The following is a 17,998-nucleotide window of genomic DNA, read 5'->3' as shown; positions in this document are numbered from 1 at the left end:
TCGCCCCGCGGAAAGCGAAGCCATTTTCGGAAATCAACAGCGGTATTAAACGATACCATTTAATAAAATGAACAGGAGGCAACACTGATGGAGGCAACCGAAAAGAAATTAAAGCTAATCGTATTCGAACTCCAAAAAGAAGAATACGCAATACCAGTCCAACAAGTACGTTCCATTGAAAAACTTTTGCCAATCACACGTGTTCCCAACGTCCCTCCCCATATAAAAGGAGTCATTAACCTAAGGGGCGTCATCACTCCAATAGTGGACTTGCGCACAAGATTCAACCTTGAGGAAAAACTGGAAACAGATGCTTCTCGCATCATCATCACCGTAGTAGATGAGCATGAAGTAGGATTTATTGTAGATGCTGCCAATGACGTAGTGGATATCACAGAGGAGGCAATCGAACCTGCACCCGAAGTGGTAGGCTCTGTAGAAAATAAATACGTTCAAGGTGTAGTGAAAATCGACAAAAGACTATTCGTATGTCTAGATCTAAATGAAATACTGCAACTAGATCAACTCAAAGTTTGAGGCCGTATAGATGAATAAATTTAACGAATTAGATCTTTTAAAAGAGTTAGGAAATATAGGTGCAGGCAATGCAGCAACCGCATTATCCCAACTGCTTAATAAAGAGATAAATATGAATGTCCCCTTAGCAAAAATTGTTTCTTTTAATGAGATGATGGAATTGATGGGTGGATCAGACAGACCTGTAGCTGCAGTCTTTTTAAGGATGGAGGGCGAATTATCTGGAAGCTTGTTCTTTGTTTTATCTTTGGAAGATGCGACAAAACTGATAAACCAACTGATACCTGAGAAACAGATAAGTGTTGATGAACTTTCTTCACATGAACTCGGCCTTTCCGCTTTGCAAGAGTTGGGAAATATAGTATCTGCACATTATTTGACTGCGTTATCTGAGTGCATCGGGCTTAGTGTTACACCTTCTGTCCCAGAAGTCACCATTGATATGGTTGGAGCAATTGTCGTAACTGGACTTTTGGAAATCTCCCAAGTCAGTGACCATTCCATTTTTATTGATACAGAATTGACGGAAACAACAGATAGCCAAGTCGATAAGACGAAAGGCCATTTTTTCCTCATTCCTTATCCGGATTCATTTGAAAAAATAGTGGCAGCGTTGGGTGAAGGATAATGATGAGTGTAGAAGCAGTCATCAAAGTTGGTATTGCAGAAATGGGAATAGTGAAAGCTCCTCAACTAATTCGAACTGCCGGCCTTGGGTCATGTGTAGGAGTTGTGATATATGACACCACCACAAAGATTGCCGGAATGGTCCATATCATGCTTCCCGATTCAAATCTGACAAGACAGACACCTATCAATGCAGATAAATATGCAGATACAGGGATCTTGCATCTAGTTGAAACTCTTCTTCTCAAAGGTATCAAGTCCTACAGCATGAAAGCCAAGATTGCAGGCGGAGCTCAGATGTTCCAGTTTAGCAGTGCGAGCGCTGACATGATGAGAATTGGACCGAGAAATGTAGAAGCGGTAAAGGAGAAGCTAGCCGCCTTACATATTCCATTGATTAGTGAGGACTGTGGAGGAAACAATGGAAGAACCATTGAATTTAATCCTGAAAACGGGAAGTTAATGATAAAAACCGTTAATAAAGGAGTATGTTACATTTAACCGCTTTCGGTCTTAGGAGTATATTAGGAGGAAAGCCATGTCTACTTCAACTTCAAACAAAGATTCCCTCTATTGGGATCTTTGGAAAACAAAAAAAGATCCTGACGCAGGGGACTATTTAGTAAAAAAATATATGCCTCTTGTACATTATCATGTTCAGCGGATCTCAACAGGACTGCCTAAAAGTGTGAAAAGGGAAGAATTGAAAAGCTTGGCATTTGTAGGTTTATTTGATGCCATTGAAAAATTTGACCCGTCTCGCGATTTGAAATTTGATACGTATGCTTCTTTTAGAATCAGAGGATCAATTATAGACGGTTTACGAAAAGAGGACTGGCTCCCAAGAAGTGTAAGAGAGAAAGCAAAAAGAATTGAGTCTACTCTAGAAAAACTAGAACAGAAACTGATGAGAAATGCTACCTTGGAGGAAGTTGCAACACACCTGGGCATGCCGGAAGAAGAAGTCTCCACCGTTATGCATGAAGTCTTTTATTCAAACATACTGTCGATGGATGAGATGCCAAAGGAAAATGATGACCAATCCCATGGAGCATATGTTCTTAAAGATGAAAAGGTTATATCTCCAGAAGAAGAATTAATCAAATCAGAACTAGTCCATCTACTAGGTGAACAGATTGAGAATCTAACGGAAAACGAACAAATAGTGATTAGTTTATTCTACAAAGAAGAACTAACTTTAACAGAGATTGGACAAGTGTTGGGACTTACAACATCCCGGATATCCCAAATACACTCCAAGGCTATCTTTAAATTAAGAAAACAATTAAATCCTATACTGTAACATTTTTTTGGTCGCCTGTTGTCCAATCAGGGCAGCAGGCAAATGATAAAAGGGTTGTGAAGACATGTTAATAATTTTTACTATTGTAAATTTCGCACTTATACTTCTTGCGATTTTTTTTATTATTTTACTTTTTATCAAAATCTCCAAAGTTCAACAACTTGAACAAGAATACCGTACCTTGTTACAAGAAGCAGAAGATACCATCACGAGCTACGTATTGGAATTAAAAGAAGAAAACAACTCCTTTCTGCAAAAACTGTCTAAAAGCAATCCTGAAAAACCCCAATTAGACAAACAAGAAAACTTTGATACTAGGGAAGATGAGATTACAGAGGCAGATCTGAAGGACTTATTAACACAAGAGAACGTCAGAGAAGATGACATAGAAACTTTAAATGCAGAGAGACCATTTGAGGAATGGAACTACAAAGATCAGGTAAAGCATTTAAGCGAAAAAGGGCTTTCTTCATCTGAAATTGCCAAAAAACTTAATAAAGGGAAAACAGAAATAGAATTGTTGTTGAAATTTCGACAATGAAACCTATTTAAAACTTGATTGTCAAAAATGATTATGATATATTTATTTTCGGTGTTATAAATTCACACGTTTGCCGATCTGAGCATTGGTGCTGATTCGTCAGTTTTGCTTGGAGATGACGTTGACGGAGGAAAAAAAACCATTAGGAGGAATATAACATGTCAGTAATTTCTATGAAACAATTATTAGAAGCTGGTGTACACTTCGGTCACCAAACTCGTCGCTGGAACCCAAAAATGAAGAGATACATCTTCACTGAGCGTAACGGCATCTACATCATCGACCTTCAAAAAACTGTTAAAAAGGTTGAAGAAGCTTACAACTTCGTTAAAGAACTTGCAGGTAACGGCGGAACAGTATTATTCGTTGGTACTAAAAAGCAAGCTCAAGATTCTGTGAAGGAAGAAGCAGAACGTTCTGGAATGTACTATGTTAACCAACGTTGGTTAGGTGGAACTTTAACTAACTTTGAAACAATCCAAAAGCGTATCTCCCGTCTTAAAGCAATCGAAAAAATGCAAGAAGACGGTACTTTCGAAGTACTTCCTAAGAAAGAAGTTGTAATGTTGAAGAAAGAGCTTGAGCGTCTTGAGAAATTCTTAGGCGGAATCAAGGACATGAAAGGTCTTCCTGATGCATTGTTCATCATCGACCCTCGCAAAGAGCGTATCGCTGTTGCAGAAGCAAGAAAATTAAACATCCCTATCGTTGGTATCGTTGACACTAACTGTGATCCAGACGAAATCGATGTTGTAATCCCTGCAAACGATGATGCTATTCGCGCGGTTAAACTATTAACTGGTAAAATGGCAGACGCTATCTTAGAAGCTAAACAAGGCGAAGAGACAGCTACAACTACTGCATAATTTGATTGAAGAAAAGGTGATAAGAGGGGAAAGCCTTTTATCACTTTTTTTTGGAAAATATGACATTCGTAATAAAAAATACTTACATATCCTAAGGAGGAAATGAACAATGGCTGTTACTGCTCAAATGGTAAAAGAATTACGTGAAAAAACTGGCGCTGGCATGATGGATTGCAAAAAAGCGTTAACGGAAACAAACGGAGACATGGAAAAAGCAATCGATTTCTTGCGTGAAAAAGGTATTGCTAAAGCTGCTAAGAAAACAGACCGTATCGCTGCTGAAGGTCTAACTGCTATCGTAACGAAAGGAAACGAAGCGGTAATTCTTGAAGTAAACTCCGAGACAGACTTCGTTGCGAAAAACGAAGGCTTCAAAACACTTGTAAACGAACTAGGTGAATTCCTTATCTCCCACAAGCCTGAGTCTGTAGAAGCTGCTCTTGAAGCTAAAATGGACAACGGTGTTGCAGTTTCTGAACACATCAACTCTGCAATTGCTAAAATCGGTGAGAAATTAACTCTTCGTCGCTACACTATCGTTACAAAAACAGACGCTGACGCATTCGGTGCATACTTGCACATGGGCGGACGTATCGGAGTATTGACTCTTCTTGAAGGTACTACTGATGAAGCTACTGCAAAAGACGTTGCTATGCACATCGCTGCTATCAACCCTAAATACATCTCTCGTGACGAAGTTTCTCAAGAAGAAGCAGACCGCGAGCGCAAAGTATTAACTGAACAAGCTCTAAACGAAGGTAAGCCAGAGAACATCGTAGCTAAAATGGTAGAAGGCCGTCTTGGTAAGTACTTCGAAGATATCTGCCTACTTGACCAAACTTTCGTTAAGAACCCTGACATGAAAGTACGTCAATTCGTAGAAAGCAAAGGCGCTACTGTAAAATCCTTCATCCGTTACGAAGTTGGAGAAGGAATCGAAAAACGCCAAGACAACTTTGCTGAAGAAGTAATGAGCCAAGTTAAAAAATAAGAGGAACAACATATATAAAAGGGGAACACTTATGTGTTCCTCTTTTTAGGAAAATATTTTAAAATGATTCTGTTAAAGTTTAAGTATTAGTTCTTTAAATATCCTAGCTGTTGATTGGAGCAAAAGGCGAAGACTCCTAAGGGAGATAGCGCTAGGTGGAGACCCCGCAGGCTTGCCGAGGAGGCTCCAGCAGCGCCCCTAGGAAAGCGAGGCCATTTGCGTAAATCAACAGCGGCGTTTAACAGATTCCGAATTAAACCCTTTTATTAATGGAGGTTACTATGGCTCAAGCTAAATATCAACGTATCGTACTAAAACTAAGCGGAGAAGCCCTTGCAGGTGAACAAGGCTTCGGTATCAACCCTACTGTCATCAAATCTGTATCTCAACAAGTAAAAGAACTAACCGAACTAGGTGTAGAAGTAGCGGTTGTCGTAGGCGGCGGTAACATCTGGAGAGGAAAAGTCGGCAGCGAAATGGGGATGGACCGTGCATCAGCAGATTACATGGGCATGCTTGCAACTGTTATGAACTCCTTAGCACTTCAAGATAGTTTAGAGAACTCCGGTGTGCAAACACGAGTTCAAACATCTATTGAAATGCGTCAAGTTGCTGAACCTTACATTAGAAGAAAAGCAATTCGTCACTTAGAGAAAAAACGTGTAGTCATTTTCGCAGCAGGAACAGGAAACCCATACTTCTCCACAGATACAACTGCAGCCTTGCGTGCAGCAGAAATCGAAGCAGATGTCATCTTGATGGCGAAGAACAATGTGGATGGAGTGTACAGTGCAGATCCTACTATCGACGCGACTGCAACAAAGTATGATACATTATCTTACCTAGACGTATTACGTGAAGGACTAGCTGTTATGGACTCTACTGCGTCTTCATTATGTATGGACAATGATATCCCTATTATCGTTTTCTCCATCATGGAAGAAGGCAACATTAAGCGAGTAGTATTAGGTGAAAATATCGGAACGATTGTGAGGGGGAAATAATTATGGCAAATCAAGTTATTACTCAAACAAAAGACAGAATGGAAAAAGCGGTACAAGCTTACTCTAGAGAATTGGCAACAATCCGTGCAGGTCGCGCAAGTGCAGCTTTACTTGATAAAGTGACAGTTGACTACTATGGTGCACCGACTCCGGTAAACCAATTGGCTTCTTTAAATGTACCTGAAGCAAGACTGCTTGTGGTACAACCTTACGATAAAACATCATTAGGTGATATCGAAAAAGCAATCATCAAAGCAGACCTTGGATTAAACCCTTCCAATGATGGTACAGTAATTCGTATCTCTATTCCTGCATTGACAGAAGAGCGCCGTAAAGATCTAGTAAAACAAATCAAGAAAATTTCCGAAGAAGCGAAAGTAGGTATCCGCAATATTCGCCGTGATGGAAATGATGATTTGAAGAAACTAGAAAAGAACGGAGAAATCACGGAAGACGAGTTACGCGGCTATACGGATGACATCCAAAAGCAGACTGACGCGTTCATCGCCAAAGTTGATTCCGTTACAAAAGAAAAAGAAAAAGAAATCATGGAAGTATAAGCGATTTACATGTAAAATAGAAAGATGGAAAGACCCTCTAATGTTTACAGGGGGTTTTTTTGTTAATACTGTTACTATAAATGGATAGACCCTATAGGTACGTCTGTTTATTTTTAATGGAGGATTTTTATGCTGAAGAAAATACAAGAGTGGAGAGGCAAAGAAACCTCTAAATCGCTTAGCTTAAAAGAAGAAATAATGAACCATCCCATCCCAGAGCATATCGCCATTATCATGGACGGCAATGGAAGATGGGCCAAAAAACGTGCAATGCCGAGAATAGCGGGACATCACGAAGGAATGAAAACCGTAAGAAAAATCACCAAGGCTGCCAATAGCCTGGGGGTAAAAGTTCTGACTATGTATGCTTTCTCAACTGAAAATTGGAAACGACCAAAACTCGAAGTCGATTTTCTAATGAAATTGCCAGAAGAGTTCCTCGGTACATTCCTGCCAGAATTAATGGAAGAGAATGTACAAGTACGACTTATGGGGAATAAGTCTGATCTACCCGAACATACCCTTAGAGCTGTTAACAATGCAATGGAGAAAACGAAGGATAACACTGGACTTATTCTTAACTTTGCTTTAAATTATGGGGGACGCGATGAAATCCTCCGTGCTGTAAAGGATGTAGCGGCAGATATCAATGATAACGCACTTACAACCGATCAATTAACAGAAGAGATGTTCTCAGAATATCTTTTCAGCAATTTATTACCGGATCCAGATCTTTTAATTCGTACAAGTGGTGAAATACGATTAAGCAATTTTATGCTGTGGCAATTGGCGTATGCAGAATTTTATTTTACAGATGTACTATGGCCTGACTTTGAAGAAAATGATTTATATGAGGCAATTAATAGTTTTCAAATGCGCGGGAGAAGATTTGGTGGTATATAAGAAGGTGTTGGACATACAATGAAACAAAGAATTATTACAGCTGTTATTGCAGCAGCAGTTTTTTTACCAATCGTTATATACGGAAAGCTCCCATTTGTTGTCTTTATTTATTTTCTGGCGACAGTTGGACTATTTGAAGCAATGAGAATGAAGCGTATGTCTTTGGCAAGTGTACCAGGAGTGTTGGCATTGTTACTTCTATGGTTTCTGATGATACCTTCAAACATGTATGAGGCAGATTCGCTAATACTCTCGAAAATGGATTTTATCCTGCTTATCGTCCTTTTGCTATTATCGTACACGGTCCTATCTAAGAACAAGTTTACGTTCGATGATGTTGGATTCCTATTGATTTCGACTATCTATGTAGGTTTAGGCTTTTATTATTTCATAGAAATTAGAGAACTAGCGTTAGCGTTCGTGTTCTTTGCTTTATTCGTTATTTGGACGACAGATTCAGGAGCATATTTTATCGGCAAGTCAATGGGGAAGACCAAATTATGGCCTGAAATAAGTCCAAATAAAACAGTAGAGGGATCTCTTGGTGGGGTAGTATGTGCAATTGTCGTAGGAATAATTTTTCACTTTGTTGTGGATTTCGACCACACGCTCTTCATCACCATCTTAATTGCCATCCTATTATCGATTTTTGGACAAATTGGCGATTTGGTGGAATCTGCACTTAAAAGACATTACAAAATTAAGGATTCAGGTTCTATTTTACCTGGTCATGGTGGGATATTAGACCGCTTTGACAGCCTTCTTTTCGTATTACCGCTATTGCATTTTATACATATCTTTCTTTTCTGACACATTGTAGGAGAAGGCTTTTGGAGAGGTGAGTGTTGGTGAGGAAAATAAGTCTATTGGGAGCATCAGGCTCAATAGGAATACAAACAATAGAAGTAATTAGGCAACATAGCGACCAATTTCAGCTACTAGCTTTCAGTGTGGGTGGAAATATCAAAGTCGCACAAGAATTGATACAGGAATTTAATCCGCTAGTGGTCTCGGTGCAAACAAAAGAAGATTGTGAAGTGTTAAAAAGTCAATTCGCTTCCACAGATATTCGCTTTGTTTTTGGAGAGGATGGGTTAATTGAAGTGGCAACCCTCCACGAAGCAGATGTGTTGGTTAATGCAGTGATGGGGAGCGTAGGACTCGTCCCTACTTTGCATGCCATTGAAAATAAAAAGGTGATTGCACTTGCTAACAAGGAAACCCTCGTCACTGCTGGTCATATCGTGATGGAGGCAGCTAGAAAGCATCAAGTCCCTATACTTCCGGTAGACAGCGAGCATTCTGCGATTTACCAATGTCTTCAAGGGGAAAAAGAAAAAAACATTGAAACCATCATTCTCACAGCATCAGGAGGAAGCTTTCGCGACCGAACGAGACAACAGCTGGAAGGCGTAACAAGGGAAGATGCACTCAATCATCCAAACTGGTCGATGGGCGCCAAAATAACCATTGATTCTGCTACCATGATGAACAAGGGATTGGAAGTAATAGAAGCTCATTGGCTGTTTGATATTCCATATGAAGATATACAAGTTGTTTTGCACAGGGAAAGTGTCATCCATTCTATGGTAGAATTTCATGATACCAGTATCATCGCTCAGCTTGGAACACCAGATATGAGGGTACCCATCCAGTACGCACTGACATACCCGGATAGATTGCCTCATCCAACAGGCAAAAGGTTGAACTTTATGGATATTGGAAAGCTCCATTTCGAAAAAATGGACTTTGATCGTTTTCGATGTTTACAGTATGCATTTGATGCAGGAAAAGCAGGGGGGACCATGCCTACAGTGTTAAATGCAGCAAATGAGATTGCTGTCGATGCGTTCCTAAATGGAAAAATAGATTTCCTTGCCATCGAAACATTTATTGAAAAGGCTATGTCCAAGCATACCATACAGTTAAATCCTGATTTACAGACCATTAGGGAAGTGGATTTAGAAACTAGAAACTATGTTCGTTCACTAATAGATTAGAGGTGGATATCTAGTGAATACCGTAATCGCGTTTATTATTATTTTTGGAGTACTTGTTTTTGTCCATGAACTTGGACATCTTGTATTCGCCAAAAGAGCCGGTATACTTTGTAGAGAATTTGCAATAGGTTTTGGTCCAAAGGTGTTTTCTTTCAAGAAAAATGAAACAGTGTATACAATAAGGCTACTTCCTATTGGCGGATTTGTTCGTATGGCTGGTGAAGATCCCGAAACCATTGAAATCAAACCAGGCTATCATATTGGCCTCTTGTTCAACTCTATGGGAGAAGTCAACAAAGTAGTAGTCAATAATAAAGATAAACACCCTGATGCAAAAGTTATCGAGGTTGAATATGCAGACCTGGAGAAGGAACTTGTCATCAGAGGATATGAAATGAATGAAGAAGAAGTCTTAAAGGAATACAAAGTAAGCGAGGAATCGTATTTTGTCATGGACGGGCAGGAAATACAAAACGCCCCTTATAACAGGCAATTCGGATCCAAGACACTAGGTCAGCGTACGATGGCAATATTTGCCGGACCTATGATGAACTTTGTACTGGCATTTTTCATCTTCACATTCCTTGGGATGGTTCAAGGATACCCAATCAATGAGTCCGTTATCGGTGAATTAACTCCTGATGGAGCTGCACAGGCTGCTGGTCTGCAACAAGGTGATAAAGTGGTTGCAATTAACGATACAGAAGTTTCGACGTGGGAAGAAGTAGTCAAAATCATTCAAGTGAATCCTGGCGAGGAACTTGATTTCTTGATCGAAAGAGAAGGCCAATCCGAAACGATCGCAGTTACTCCTAAAGCAGAAACTATAGAAGGGGAAACTCGCGGAATTATCGGTGTTTACATGCCTATGGAACAGTCTTTCTGGGGATCTTTCCCGAAAGCTGCCTCTGAGACCTATAACTGGTCGAAAGAGATCGTAGTAGGATTGGGTAAATTGATCACGGGTCAATTCTCCCTAGACATGTTATCTGGTCCTGTAGGTATTTATAAATCGACAGAGGTTGTCGCAGAATCTGGCGTTTTCCTTTTAATGAGATGGGCTGCGGTCCTTAGCATCAATTTAGGTATCATCAACCTTCTGCCAATTCCGGCATTGGACGGTGGAAGATTGATGTTCTTCGCAGCAGAAGCAGTCAGAGGGAAACCGGTTGATCGCCATAAAGAAGGACTTGTCCACTTTATCGGCTTTGCACTGTTAATGCTGTTAATGCTTGTTGTAACATGGAATGACATTCAAAAGTTCTTCCTGTAAAATAGAAACATAAGCACATGGACTTGCATCATGAAATGTGGTGCAAGTTTTCTTTCATTTTAGGTTATGTTATACACCGCTGTTGATTTCCTCACAGGACTTCGCTTTCCGCGAGGCGCTTGTGGAGCCTCCTCGGCAAGCCTGCGGGGTCTCCCCAAAGCGCTACCTCCCGCAGGAGTCTTCGCCCTGTGCTCCAATCAACAGCTACGGTATCATCTTACTAGATAGTTTAATGTGAAAATTAATATTTATCAGTTTTTACCCTGTTGACTGAAGTGCAAGGTGTGAGACTCCTGCGTGGGGGTTTGAGACCCCACTAGGCCACTGAAAAGCTAAATTTTTATGTTCTAGTAATCTTTAGCTGTGGATTGGAGCAAAAGGCGAAGACTCCTGAGGGAGATAGCGGTAGGTTGAGACCCCGAAGCGGAGTGAGGAGGCTCAAGCACCGCCCCTAGGAAAGCGAAGCCATTTGCGGAAATCAACAGCGGTTTTCCAATCAGCAACCTTAATTCAGATAATTTTTCAGTAGCCTCTAACGAAGTGAGGAGGCTCAAGCATCGTCCCGCGGAAAGCGAACACCTGGAACGAAAGGAAACAGGGAGTTAAGTGTTATTCCAAAAATTACATAAATTTTATAGAAAAGGTTATGGGGTGCAAAAATGAAACAAAGTAACATGCTAATTCCAACACTAAGAGAAGTCCCAGCAGACGCGGAAGTTAAAAGCCACCAACTACTGCTAAGAGCCGGATACATCCGACAAAACACAAGCGGTATCTACAGCTTTCTGCCACTTGGGAAAAAAGTGTTAAAGAAAGTAGAAGACATCGTAAGAGAAGAAATGGAAAACGCAGGTGCAGTGGAATTACTAATGCCAGCAATGCAAGCTGCTGAACTATGGCAAGAATCAGGTAGATGGTACTCCTACGGTCCAGAATTAATGAGGCTAAATGACCGTCATAACCGTGAATTCGCCCTTGGAGCTACCCACGAAGAAATAATAACAACACTTGTCAGAGATGAAGTGAAATCTTATAAAAAGCTTCCGTTATCACTTTATCAAATTCAAACAAAATTCCGTGATGAAAAACGCCCGCGCTTCGGACTATTAAGAGGGCGAGAATTCCTTATGAAGGATGCGTATTCGTTTCATGCAAATGCAGAATCACTAGATGAAACATACGAAAAAATGTTCACTGCTTATTCCAACATCTTTACAAGGCTTGGACTAAACTTCCGTGCTGTAATTGCAGACTCAGGAGCGATGGGTGGAAAGGATACACATGAGTTTATGGTGCTATCTGAGATTGGTGAAGATACCATTGCTTATTCTACGGAATCTTCCTTTGCAGCAAATATTGAAATGGCTCCTGTCGTTGCAAATTATGAAAAGAAAACAGAAGCTGCACGTGAAATGGAAAAGGTGAATACTCCGGACCAAAAAACGATTGAAGAAGTGGCAAGCTACCTGCAAATGGAGAAATCTGACTTGATTAAATCCATCGTCTTTAAAGTAGATGAGAAATTTGTTCTTGTATTAGCAAGAGGTGACCACGAAATCAATGACGTAAAGGTCAAAAACTTCTATCAGGCTTCTGTCGTGGAGACGGCAACTGCTGAAGAAGTTCAAAAGGTGATGGGATGTGCTATAGGTTCACTAGGTCCAATAGGGGTACCTGAAAGTGTTGAAATCATTGCAGATACAGCTGTTGAGTATTTAGTTAACGCTGTAACAGGCGCCAATGAAGAAGGCGTTCATAACATCAACGTTAACCCAGGTAGGGACTTTAGCGCACAATATATGGACCTGCGATTTATTGAGGAAGGAGACCTGTCTCCTGATGGACAAGGCGTCATTAAATTTGCAAAAGGCATTGAAGTAGGTCACATTTTCAAACTTGGTACCCGTTACAGCGAAGCAATGGGAGCCAACTTCCTTGATGAAAACGGAAGAAACCAACCAATGATCATGGGTTGCTATGGTATTGGAGTATCACGTGTGCTTGCTGCAATCGTAGAGCAGTATCATGATGAAAACGGAATTGTTTGGCCAAAAGCGGTAACCCCGTTCGATGTTCACGTCATTCCTGTAAATGCAAAAAATGAAGCTCAATCTTCTTTGGCAGATGAAATCTACTCTGAACTAAAGAATTCCGGAATGGCTGTGCTGTTGGATGACCGCCAAGAACGACCTGGTGTTAAATTCACTGACGCAGACTTGATTGGACTTCCTGTCCGAGTGACAGTTGGTAAAAAAGCAGAGGAAAGAATCGTGGAAGTCAAGTGGAGAGAAACAGGGGAAATGGAAGAACTATCTATAGAAGAATTAATACAAAAACTACGTTAGAATATAGTACAATAGGTCATGTATTTTAAAAAGAAGGTACCCCATATTGGTGGTACCTTCCATTATGTCTTAACAGAATAAATAACAAAGATAGACTATGCAAGGGAAAGGGGACAGAATTTTGCTTGACCAGATGTCTCAAGAAAAAAAAGATAGATTGCGGCTATTGCTACAACAGCTCGAAATGACAAGTGATGATATATTTCCTTACTTTGCAGAAGCTGGAATTGAAAAACTTACTGTAGAAAAAACAACAAAACGATGGCACTTTCATTTCGTTTTGGAAAAGATCTTACCTGCGAAAGTGTATATGCTGTTTTATGAAAAATTGACTAAAAGCTTTGCGCACATCGCAAATGTATCCTTCACTTTGACAGTGCAAGACCGCTCGTTTGAAGATTCCTATATCGCTGATTATTGGCCGATTTGCTTAAAGGAATTACAAGGCGGTTCTCCACCTCTCATGATGTTGCTGAACGGACAAACACCTGCCCTGCAAGGCAACAAGCTTATGTTAAAAGCAAGAAATGAAGCGGAAGCAATTGCTGTTAAGAAGAAATTGAGCTCAACCATATGCTCGATCTATGAAGGGTTTGGCTTCCCTACTTTCATATTAGACACAACTCTTTCTCATTCTGAGGAAGAATATCAGCAGTTTGTCGAACAAAAACAACAAGAAGATAAACAAAAAGCATTGGCTGCTGTCACAGAAATGCAGAAAAAAGAAACTTCTAAAGACGAAGGTTCCGTAAGTGGACCGGTTATGATCGGGTACACGATTAAAGACGATGCAGAAATTAAGACATTGGCGGAAATCGTGGAAGAAGAAAGACGTGTAGCAGTTCAGGGATACGTTTTTGATGCGGAAACAAAAGAGCTCCGCAGCGGAAGAACATTACTGACTTTTAAAATTACTGACTACACAAATTCTATCATGGTCAAGATGTTTTCACGTGATAAAGAAGATGTGCCTCTATTACAAGCGGTCAAAAAGGGAATGTGGCTGAAAGTAAGAGGAAGCATCCAAAATGATACATTTGTACGTGACCTTGTCATGATGGCAAATGATATCAATGAATTTCATGGAAAAGAAATATTGGATACAGCCCCTGAAGGTGAGAAAAGGGTAGAACTACATTTACACACTCCGATGAGTACCATGGATGCAGTTAGCTCCATATCCTCACTGGTGGCGCAAGCAAAAAAATGGGGACATGAAGCTATAGCGGTTACAGACCATGCAGTAGCCCAAGCTTATCCAGAAGCATATGCAGCAGGGAAAAAGAATGGTGTCAAAATACTGTACGGACTTGAGGCCAATCTTGTAGATGATGGTGTGCCGATCGCCTATAATCCTGCTCATCGTAATCTTGCAGATGAAACCTATGTGGTCTTTGACGTGGAAACGACAGGGTTGTCAGCCATGTATGATACTATTATCGAGCTTGCGGCAGTAAAGGTAAGAGGAGGCGAAATTATTGACCGCTTTGAATCTTTTGCCAACCCGCACCATGCTCTCTCAGCAACTACGATCAACCTAACAGGTATTACGGACGACATGGTACAAGACGCACCGGAAGTTGGGGATGTGTTAAAACGATTTTCCCATTGGATGGAAGATGACATTCTTGTAGCACATAATGCAAGCTTTGATATGGGCTTTTTGAATATTGGTTTCCAACGGATAGGATTAGGAAAAGCAAAGAATCCTGTCATTGACACGTTGGAATTGGGACGCCTTCTGTTCCCATCATTAAAAAATCACCGTCTAAATACATTATGTAAAAAGTTTGATATTGAATTGACCCAGCATCACCGTGCCATATATGATGCCGAGGCAACAGGTTATTTGCTAGTCAAGATGCTAAAAGATGCGTTGGAAAAAGGGATAACATTTCATGACGAATTGAATGAGCATTCCGGTACAACAGATGCCTACAAACGAGCGAGGCCCTCTCATGTCACTTTGCTTGCAGTCAATGATATAGGACTGAAGAATATATTTAAAATAGTATCCATTTCACATATGAACTATTTTTTCCGTGTTCCAAGAATTCCAAGGTCACAGTTGCAAAAGCTACGTGAAGGAATTATTGTCGGAACAGCATGCGATAAGGGGGAAGTCTTTGAAGGCATGATGCAAAAATCCCCAGATGAAGTGGAGGGTATTGCGGAATTCTACGACTATATCGAAGTACAGCCACCAAGCAATTATGCTCACTTGTTGGAGCTGGAATTAGTCAGGGATGAAAAAGCGTTAAAAGAGATCATTACCAACATTGTTAAGCTAGGTGAAAAACTTGAAAAACCTGTTGTGGCAACAGGTAATGTTCATTACTTAAAAGAAACGGATAAAATACACCGAGAGATTTTGGTTCGTTCTCAATCAGGTGCAAATCCTTTGAACAGGCATCAATTGCCAGACGTTCACTTTAAGACAACAGATGAAATGCTTGCTGCCTTCTCTTTTCTTGGCGAAGAAAAAGCAAAAGAAATTGTTGTAACCAACACCCAAAAAGTAGCGGGAATGATTGAGGAAATCAAGCCGATCAAAGATGATCTGTATACTCCTAAAATCGAAGGTGCAGATGAAGAAATCCGGGAGATGAGCTACTCCAGGGCGAGAAGTATCTACGGCGAGGATCTACCAGAGCTTGTCGAGAAGCGGATTGAAAAGGAATTAAAAAGTATTATCGGTCACGGATTTGCTGTTATCTATTTGATTTCTCATAAGCTAGTTAAAAAATCCCTAGACGATGGATACCTAGTAGGTTCCCGTGGTTCTGTCGGATCGTCCTTTGTCGCAACCATGACCGAAATCACAGAGGTAAATCCATTGCCTCCTCATTATGTATGTCCGTCATGTAAAAAATCAGAGTTCTTTGATGACGGATCAGTAGGTTCTGGTTTTGATTTGCCAAACAAAGACTGTCCAAATTGTGGCGAGGCCTACACAAAAGATGGCCATGATATCCCTTTCGAAACCTTCCTTGGCTTTAAAGGAGACAAGGTACCCGATATCGATTTGAACTTTTCGGGTGAATACCAGCCGAGAGCCCATAACTATACAAAGGTGCTGTTTGGAGAGGATTATGTATTCAGAGCGGGAACCATAGGTACAGTTGCCGACAAAACGGCCTATGGATATGTAAAAGGATATGCAAACGACCGCAATTTAATCTTGCGTGGAGCCGAAGTGGACAGACTGTCATCAGGTTGTACAGGGGTAAGAAGATCGACTGGGCAGCATCCAGGCGGGATAATCGTTGTTCCGGATTATATGGATATCTTTGATTTCTCCCCAATCCAATATCCCGCAGATGACCAGTCATCAGAATGGAAAACGACACATTTTGATTTCCACTCAATTCACGATAACTTGCTCAAGCTTGATATCCTTGGACACGATGACCCGACCGTAATCAGGATGCTTCAGGACCTTAGCGGAATTGATCCGAAGACCATTCCGACAGACGATCCGTATGTCATGAAGATTTTCAGTGGAACGGAATCACTTGGTGTTACAGAAGAACAGATTATGTGTAAAACAGGAACCCTAGGGATACCTGAGTTTGGTACTAGGTTTGTTAGACAGATGCTTGAAGATACAAAACCGTCGACATTCTCTGAGTTAGTACAGATCTCTGGTTTGTCCCATGGTACCGACGTTTGGCTTGGGAATGCTCAAGAGCTCATTCATAATAAGACTTGTACTCTAAGTGAAGTAATCGGTTGCCGTGATGACATCATGGTTTACCTTATCTATAAAGGGCTTGAACCTTCCATGGCCTTTAAAATCATGGAGTCCGTCCGTAAAGGAAAAGGGCTGTCAGACGAGTTTAAAGAGGAAATGATTAAAAACGATGTGCCAGCATGGTATATTGACTCCTGCTTGAAAATAAAATACATGTTCCCGAAAGCCCATGCTGCTGCTTATGTACTTATGGCAGTGCGTATTGCATATTTCAAAGTGCACTTCCCGCTAATGTATTATGCAGCGTATTTCACAGTCCGCGCAGATGACTTTGATATCGATACGATGGTGAAGGGATCTGCAGCCATCCGTAAGGTAGTAGAAGAAATCAATGCAAAGGGCTTAGAAGCATCGCCAAAAGAAAAGTCCTTACTCACTGTTATGGAACTGGCATTGGAAATGAGTGAACGTGGATACTCGTTCAAAAAGGTGGACTTATATAAATCAAGCGCCACTGATTTCCTTATTGAGGGAGATTCGCTTATCCCTCCATTTAACTCCATTCCGGGACTTGGAACAAACGCAGCAATCAACATCGTGAACTCAAGGGCAGACGGAGAGTTCTTATCCAAAGAAGACCTGCAACAAAGGGGCAGAATCTCCAAAACAATCCTAGAGTACCTAGACAATCACGGCTGCCTAACCGGCCTACCAGACCAAAACCAACTATCATTATTCTAATGTTCATGAAAAATGTCTGGTTCATTCAATCCACCCTGTTAACTGTAGTGCAAGGTGTGAGACTCCTGAGGGAGATAGCGGTAGGTCAAGCCCCCGAAACGAAGGCGGCCACTGGAAAAATGATATGATATAGTACTTGGTAATTTCCAGCTGTTGATTGGAGCAAAAGGCGAAGACTCCTCGAAAATGCTACGCATTTTCTTCGTGCGATGTTTCTCTGTCGAAGCCTTCCTTGTCCTGAGGGAGATAGTGCTAGGTGGAGACCCCGCAGGCGAAGCCGAGGAGGCTCCAGCACCGCCCCTAGGAAAGCGAAGCCATTTGCGGAAATACACAGCGGTGTTTAACAACTTCTAAAATCTAAGACTTTTTCAGTGACTTCCAACGCAGCGAGGAGGCTCCAGCACCGCCCCTAGGAAAGCGAACACCTGGAACGGAAGTTAACAGGGAGTTAAAAGCGGAAAGCGCCGTAACCCCCTGAAAACACTAGAAAGATTTGCATATTCCATACGGATATGATATATTTACATTGGAAATGCTATATACAGGTAATTAGCAGAGAGTGGGGAAACCCACTCTTTCGTATTGTATTCCCGTTTTTTCTGGCAACCTTGTT

15 protein-coding genes are annotated in these 17,998 nt (G+C 41.0%); all 15 read left to right on the top strand.

The window, feature by feature from the left end:
- The first annotated feature begins 87 nt into the window (after nt 1–87).
- The 15 genes from HF078_RS17605 (at nt 88) to HF078_RS17535 (ending at nt 17,385) form a co-directional block, all read left to right on the top strand.
- Nucleotides 88–537: a chemotaxis protein CheW gene (locus HF078_RS17605; protein ID WP_169292325.1), complete on the top strand. Its 450-nt coding sequence runs from the start codon at nt 88–90 to the stop codon at nt 535–537.
- A gap of 10 nt (nt 538–547) precedes the next feature.
- Nucleotides 548–1,165 carry a chemotaxis protein CheC gene (locus tag HF078_RS17600; protein ID WP_169292324.1) on the top strand — a complete coding sequence of 206 codons (618 nt, stop codon included), beginning with the start codon at nt 548–550 and terminating at the stop codon, nt 1,163–1,165.
- Nucleotides 1,165–1,665, top strand: a complete 501-nt coding sequence (locus tag HF078_RS17595) for a chemotaxis protein CheD (RefSeq protein WP_169292323.1) — start codon at nt 1,165–1,167, stop codon at nt 1,663–1,665. The genes HF078_RS17600 and HF078_RS17595 overlap by 1 nt, the downstream gene beginning before the upstream one ends.
- A 37-nt stretch (nt 1,666–1,702) precedes the next feature.
- Complete coding sequence (locus HF078_RS17590; protein ID WP_169292322.1) at nt 1,703–2,467, top strand: FliA/WhiG family RNA polymerase sigma factor; 765 nt, start codon at nt 1,703–1,705, stop codon at nt 2,465–2,467.
- A gap of 64 nt (nt 2,468–2,531) precedes the next feature.
- Entirely contained in the window at nt 2,532–3,008 is a 477-nt protein-coding gene (locus HF078_RS17585; protein ID WP_169292321.1) for a hypothetical protein, read from the top strand.
- Between the two features lie 158 nt (nt 3,009–3,166).
- Nucleotides 3,167–3,874 (top strand): 30S ribosomal protein S2, encoded by a 708-nt coding sequence (gene rpsB, locus HF078_RS17580; protein WP_060665922.1) that lies wholly within the window; start codon nt 3,167–3,169, stop codon nt 3,872–3,874.
- Between the two features lie 109 nt (nt 3,875–3,983).
- Nucleotides 3,984–4,865 carry a translation elongation factor Ts gene (gene tsf, locus HF078_RS17575; RefSeq protein WP_169292320.1) on the top strand — a complete coding sequence of 294 codons (882 nt, stop codon included), beginning with the start codon at nt 3,984–3,986 and terminating at the stop codon, nt 4,863–4,865.
- Nucleotides 4,866–5,146: 281 nt separating this feature from the next.
- Complete coding sequence (gene pyrH, locus HF078_RS17570) at nt 5,147–5,869, top strand: UMP kinase (RefSeq protein ID WP_169292319.1); 723 nt, start codon at nt 5,147–5,149, stop codon at nt 5,867–5,869.
- Between the two features lie 2 nt (nt 5,870–5,871).
- Nucleotides 5,872–6,429 carry a ribosome recycling factor gene (gene frr / locus HF078_RS17565; protein ID WP_060665925.1) on the top strand — a complete coding sequence of 186 codons (558 nt, stop codon included), beginning with the start codon at nt 5,872–5,874 and terminating at the stop codon, nt 6,427–6,429.
- A gap of 129 nt (nt 6,430–6,558) precedes the next feature.
- Entirely contained in the window at nt 6,559–7,332 is a 774-nt protein-coding gene (locus HF078_RS17560; protein WP_169292318.1) for an isoprenyl transferase, read from the top strand.
- 18 nt (nt 7,333–7,350) lie between these two features.
- Nucleotides 7,351–8,142 carry a phosphatidate cytidylyltransferase gene (locus tag HF078_RS17555; RefSeq protein ID WP_169292317.1) on the top strand — a complete coding sequence of 264 codons (792 nt, stop codon included), beginning with the start codon at nt 7,351–7,353 and terminating at the stop codon, nt 8,140–8,142.
- Between the two features lie 38 nt (nt 8,143–8,180).
- Nucleotides 8,181–9,332, top strand: coding sequence for a 1-deoxy-D-xylulose-5-phosphate reductoisomerase (dxr, locus tag HF078_RS17550; protein ID WP_169292316.1), 1,152 nt, complete (start codon nt 8,181–8,183; stop codon nt 9,330–9,332).
- Nucleotides 9,333–9,345: 13 nt separating this feature from the next.
- Complete coding sequence (gene rseP, locus HF078_RS17545; RefSeq protein WP_169292315.1) at nt 9,346–10,605, top strand: RIP metalloprotease RseP; 1,260 nt, start codon at nt 9,346–9,348, stop codon at nt 10,603–10,605.
- A 659-nt stretch (nt 10,606–11,264) separates the two neighbouring features.
- Nucleotides 11,265–12,950, top strand: coding sequence for a proline--tRNA ligase (locus tag HF078_RS17540; protein WP_169292314.1), 1,686 nt, complete (start codon nt 11,265–11,267; stop codon nt 12,948–12,950).
- Between the two features lie 133 nt (nt 12,951–13,083).
- A complete protein-coding gene (locus HF078_RS17535) occupies nt 13,084–17,385 on the top strand; it encodes a PolC-type DNA polymerase III (RefSeq protein WP_481748030.1) in 4,302 nt (1,433 codons plus the stop codon).
- Nucleotides 17,386–17,998: the final 613 nt, after the last annotated feature.

The sequence above is a fragment of the Bacillus sp. RO2 genome, assembly GCF_012911845.1.
Taxonomy (GTDB): domain Bacteria; phylum Bacillota; class Bacilli; order Bacillales; family Bacillaceae_I; genus Sutcliffiella_A.
Note: the sequence above shows the minus strand (reverse complement) of the source record. Positions and strands in the feature narration are given on the sequence as shown.

Excerpts from the sequence above, each read along its gene's own strand:
- HF078_RS17605 (WP_169292325.1), top strand. The coding sequence starts at position 88 with ATGGAGGCAACCGAAAAGAAATTAAAGCTAATCGTATTCGAACTCCAA.
- HF078_RS17600 (WP_169292324.1), top strand. The coding sequence starts at position 548 with ATGAATAAATTTAACGAATTAGATCTTTTAAAAGAGTTAGGAAATATA.
- HF078_RS17595 (WP_169292323.1), top strand. The coding sequence starts at position 1,165 with ATGATGAGTGTAGAAGCAGTCATCAAAGTTGGTATTGCAGAAATGGGA.
- HF078_RS17590 (WP_169292322.1), top strand. The coding sequence starts at position 1,703 with ATGTCTACTTCAACTTCAAACAAAGATTCCCTCTATTGGGATCTTTGG.
- HF078_RS17585 (WP_169292321.1), top strand. The coding sequence starts at position 2,532 with ATGTTAATAATTTTTACTATTGTAAATTTCGCACTTATACTTCTTGCG.
- rpsB (WP_060665922.1), top strand. The coding sequence starts at position 3,167 with ATGTCAGTAATTTCTATGAAACAATTATTAGAAGCTGGTGTACACTTC.
- tsf (WP_169292320.1), top strand. The coding sequence starts at position 3,984 with ATGGCTGTTACTGCTCAAATGGTAAAAGAATTACGTGAAAAAACTGGC.
- pyrH (WP_169292319.1), top strand. The coding sequence starts at position 5,147 with ATGGCTCAAGCTAAATATCAACGTATCGTACTAAAACTAAGCGGAGAA.
- frr (WP_060665925.1), top strand. The coding sequence starts at position 5,872 with ATGGCAAATCAAGTTATTACTCAAACAAAAGACAGAATGGAAAAAGCG.
- HF078_RS17560 (WP_169292318.1), top strand. The coding sequence starts at position 6,559 with ATGCTGAAGAAAATACAAGAGTGGAGAGGCAAAGAAACCTCTAAATCG.
- HF078_RS17555 (WP_169292317.1), top strand. The coding sequence starts at position 7,351 with ATGAAACAAAGAATTATTACAGCTGTTATTGCAGCAGCAGTTTTTTTA.
- HF078_RS17540 (WP_169292314.1), top strand. The coding sequence starts at position 11,265 with ATGAAACAAAGTAACATGCTAATTCCAACACTAAGAGAAGTCCCAGCA.
- HF078_RS17535 (WP_481748030.1), top strand. The coding sequence starts at position 13,084 with ATGTCTCAAGAAAAAAAAGATAGATTGCGGCTATTGCTACAACAGCTC.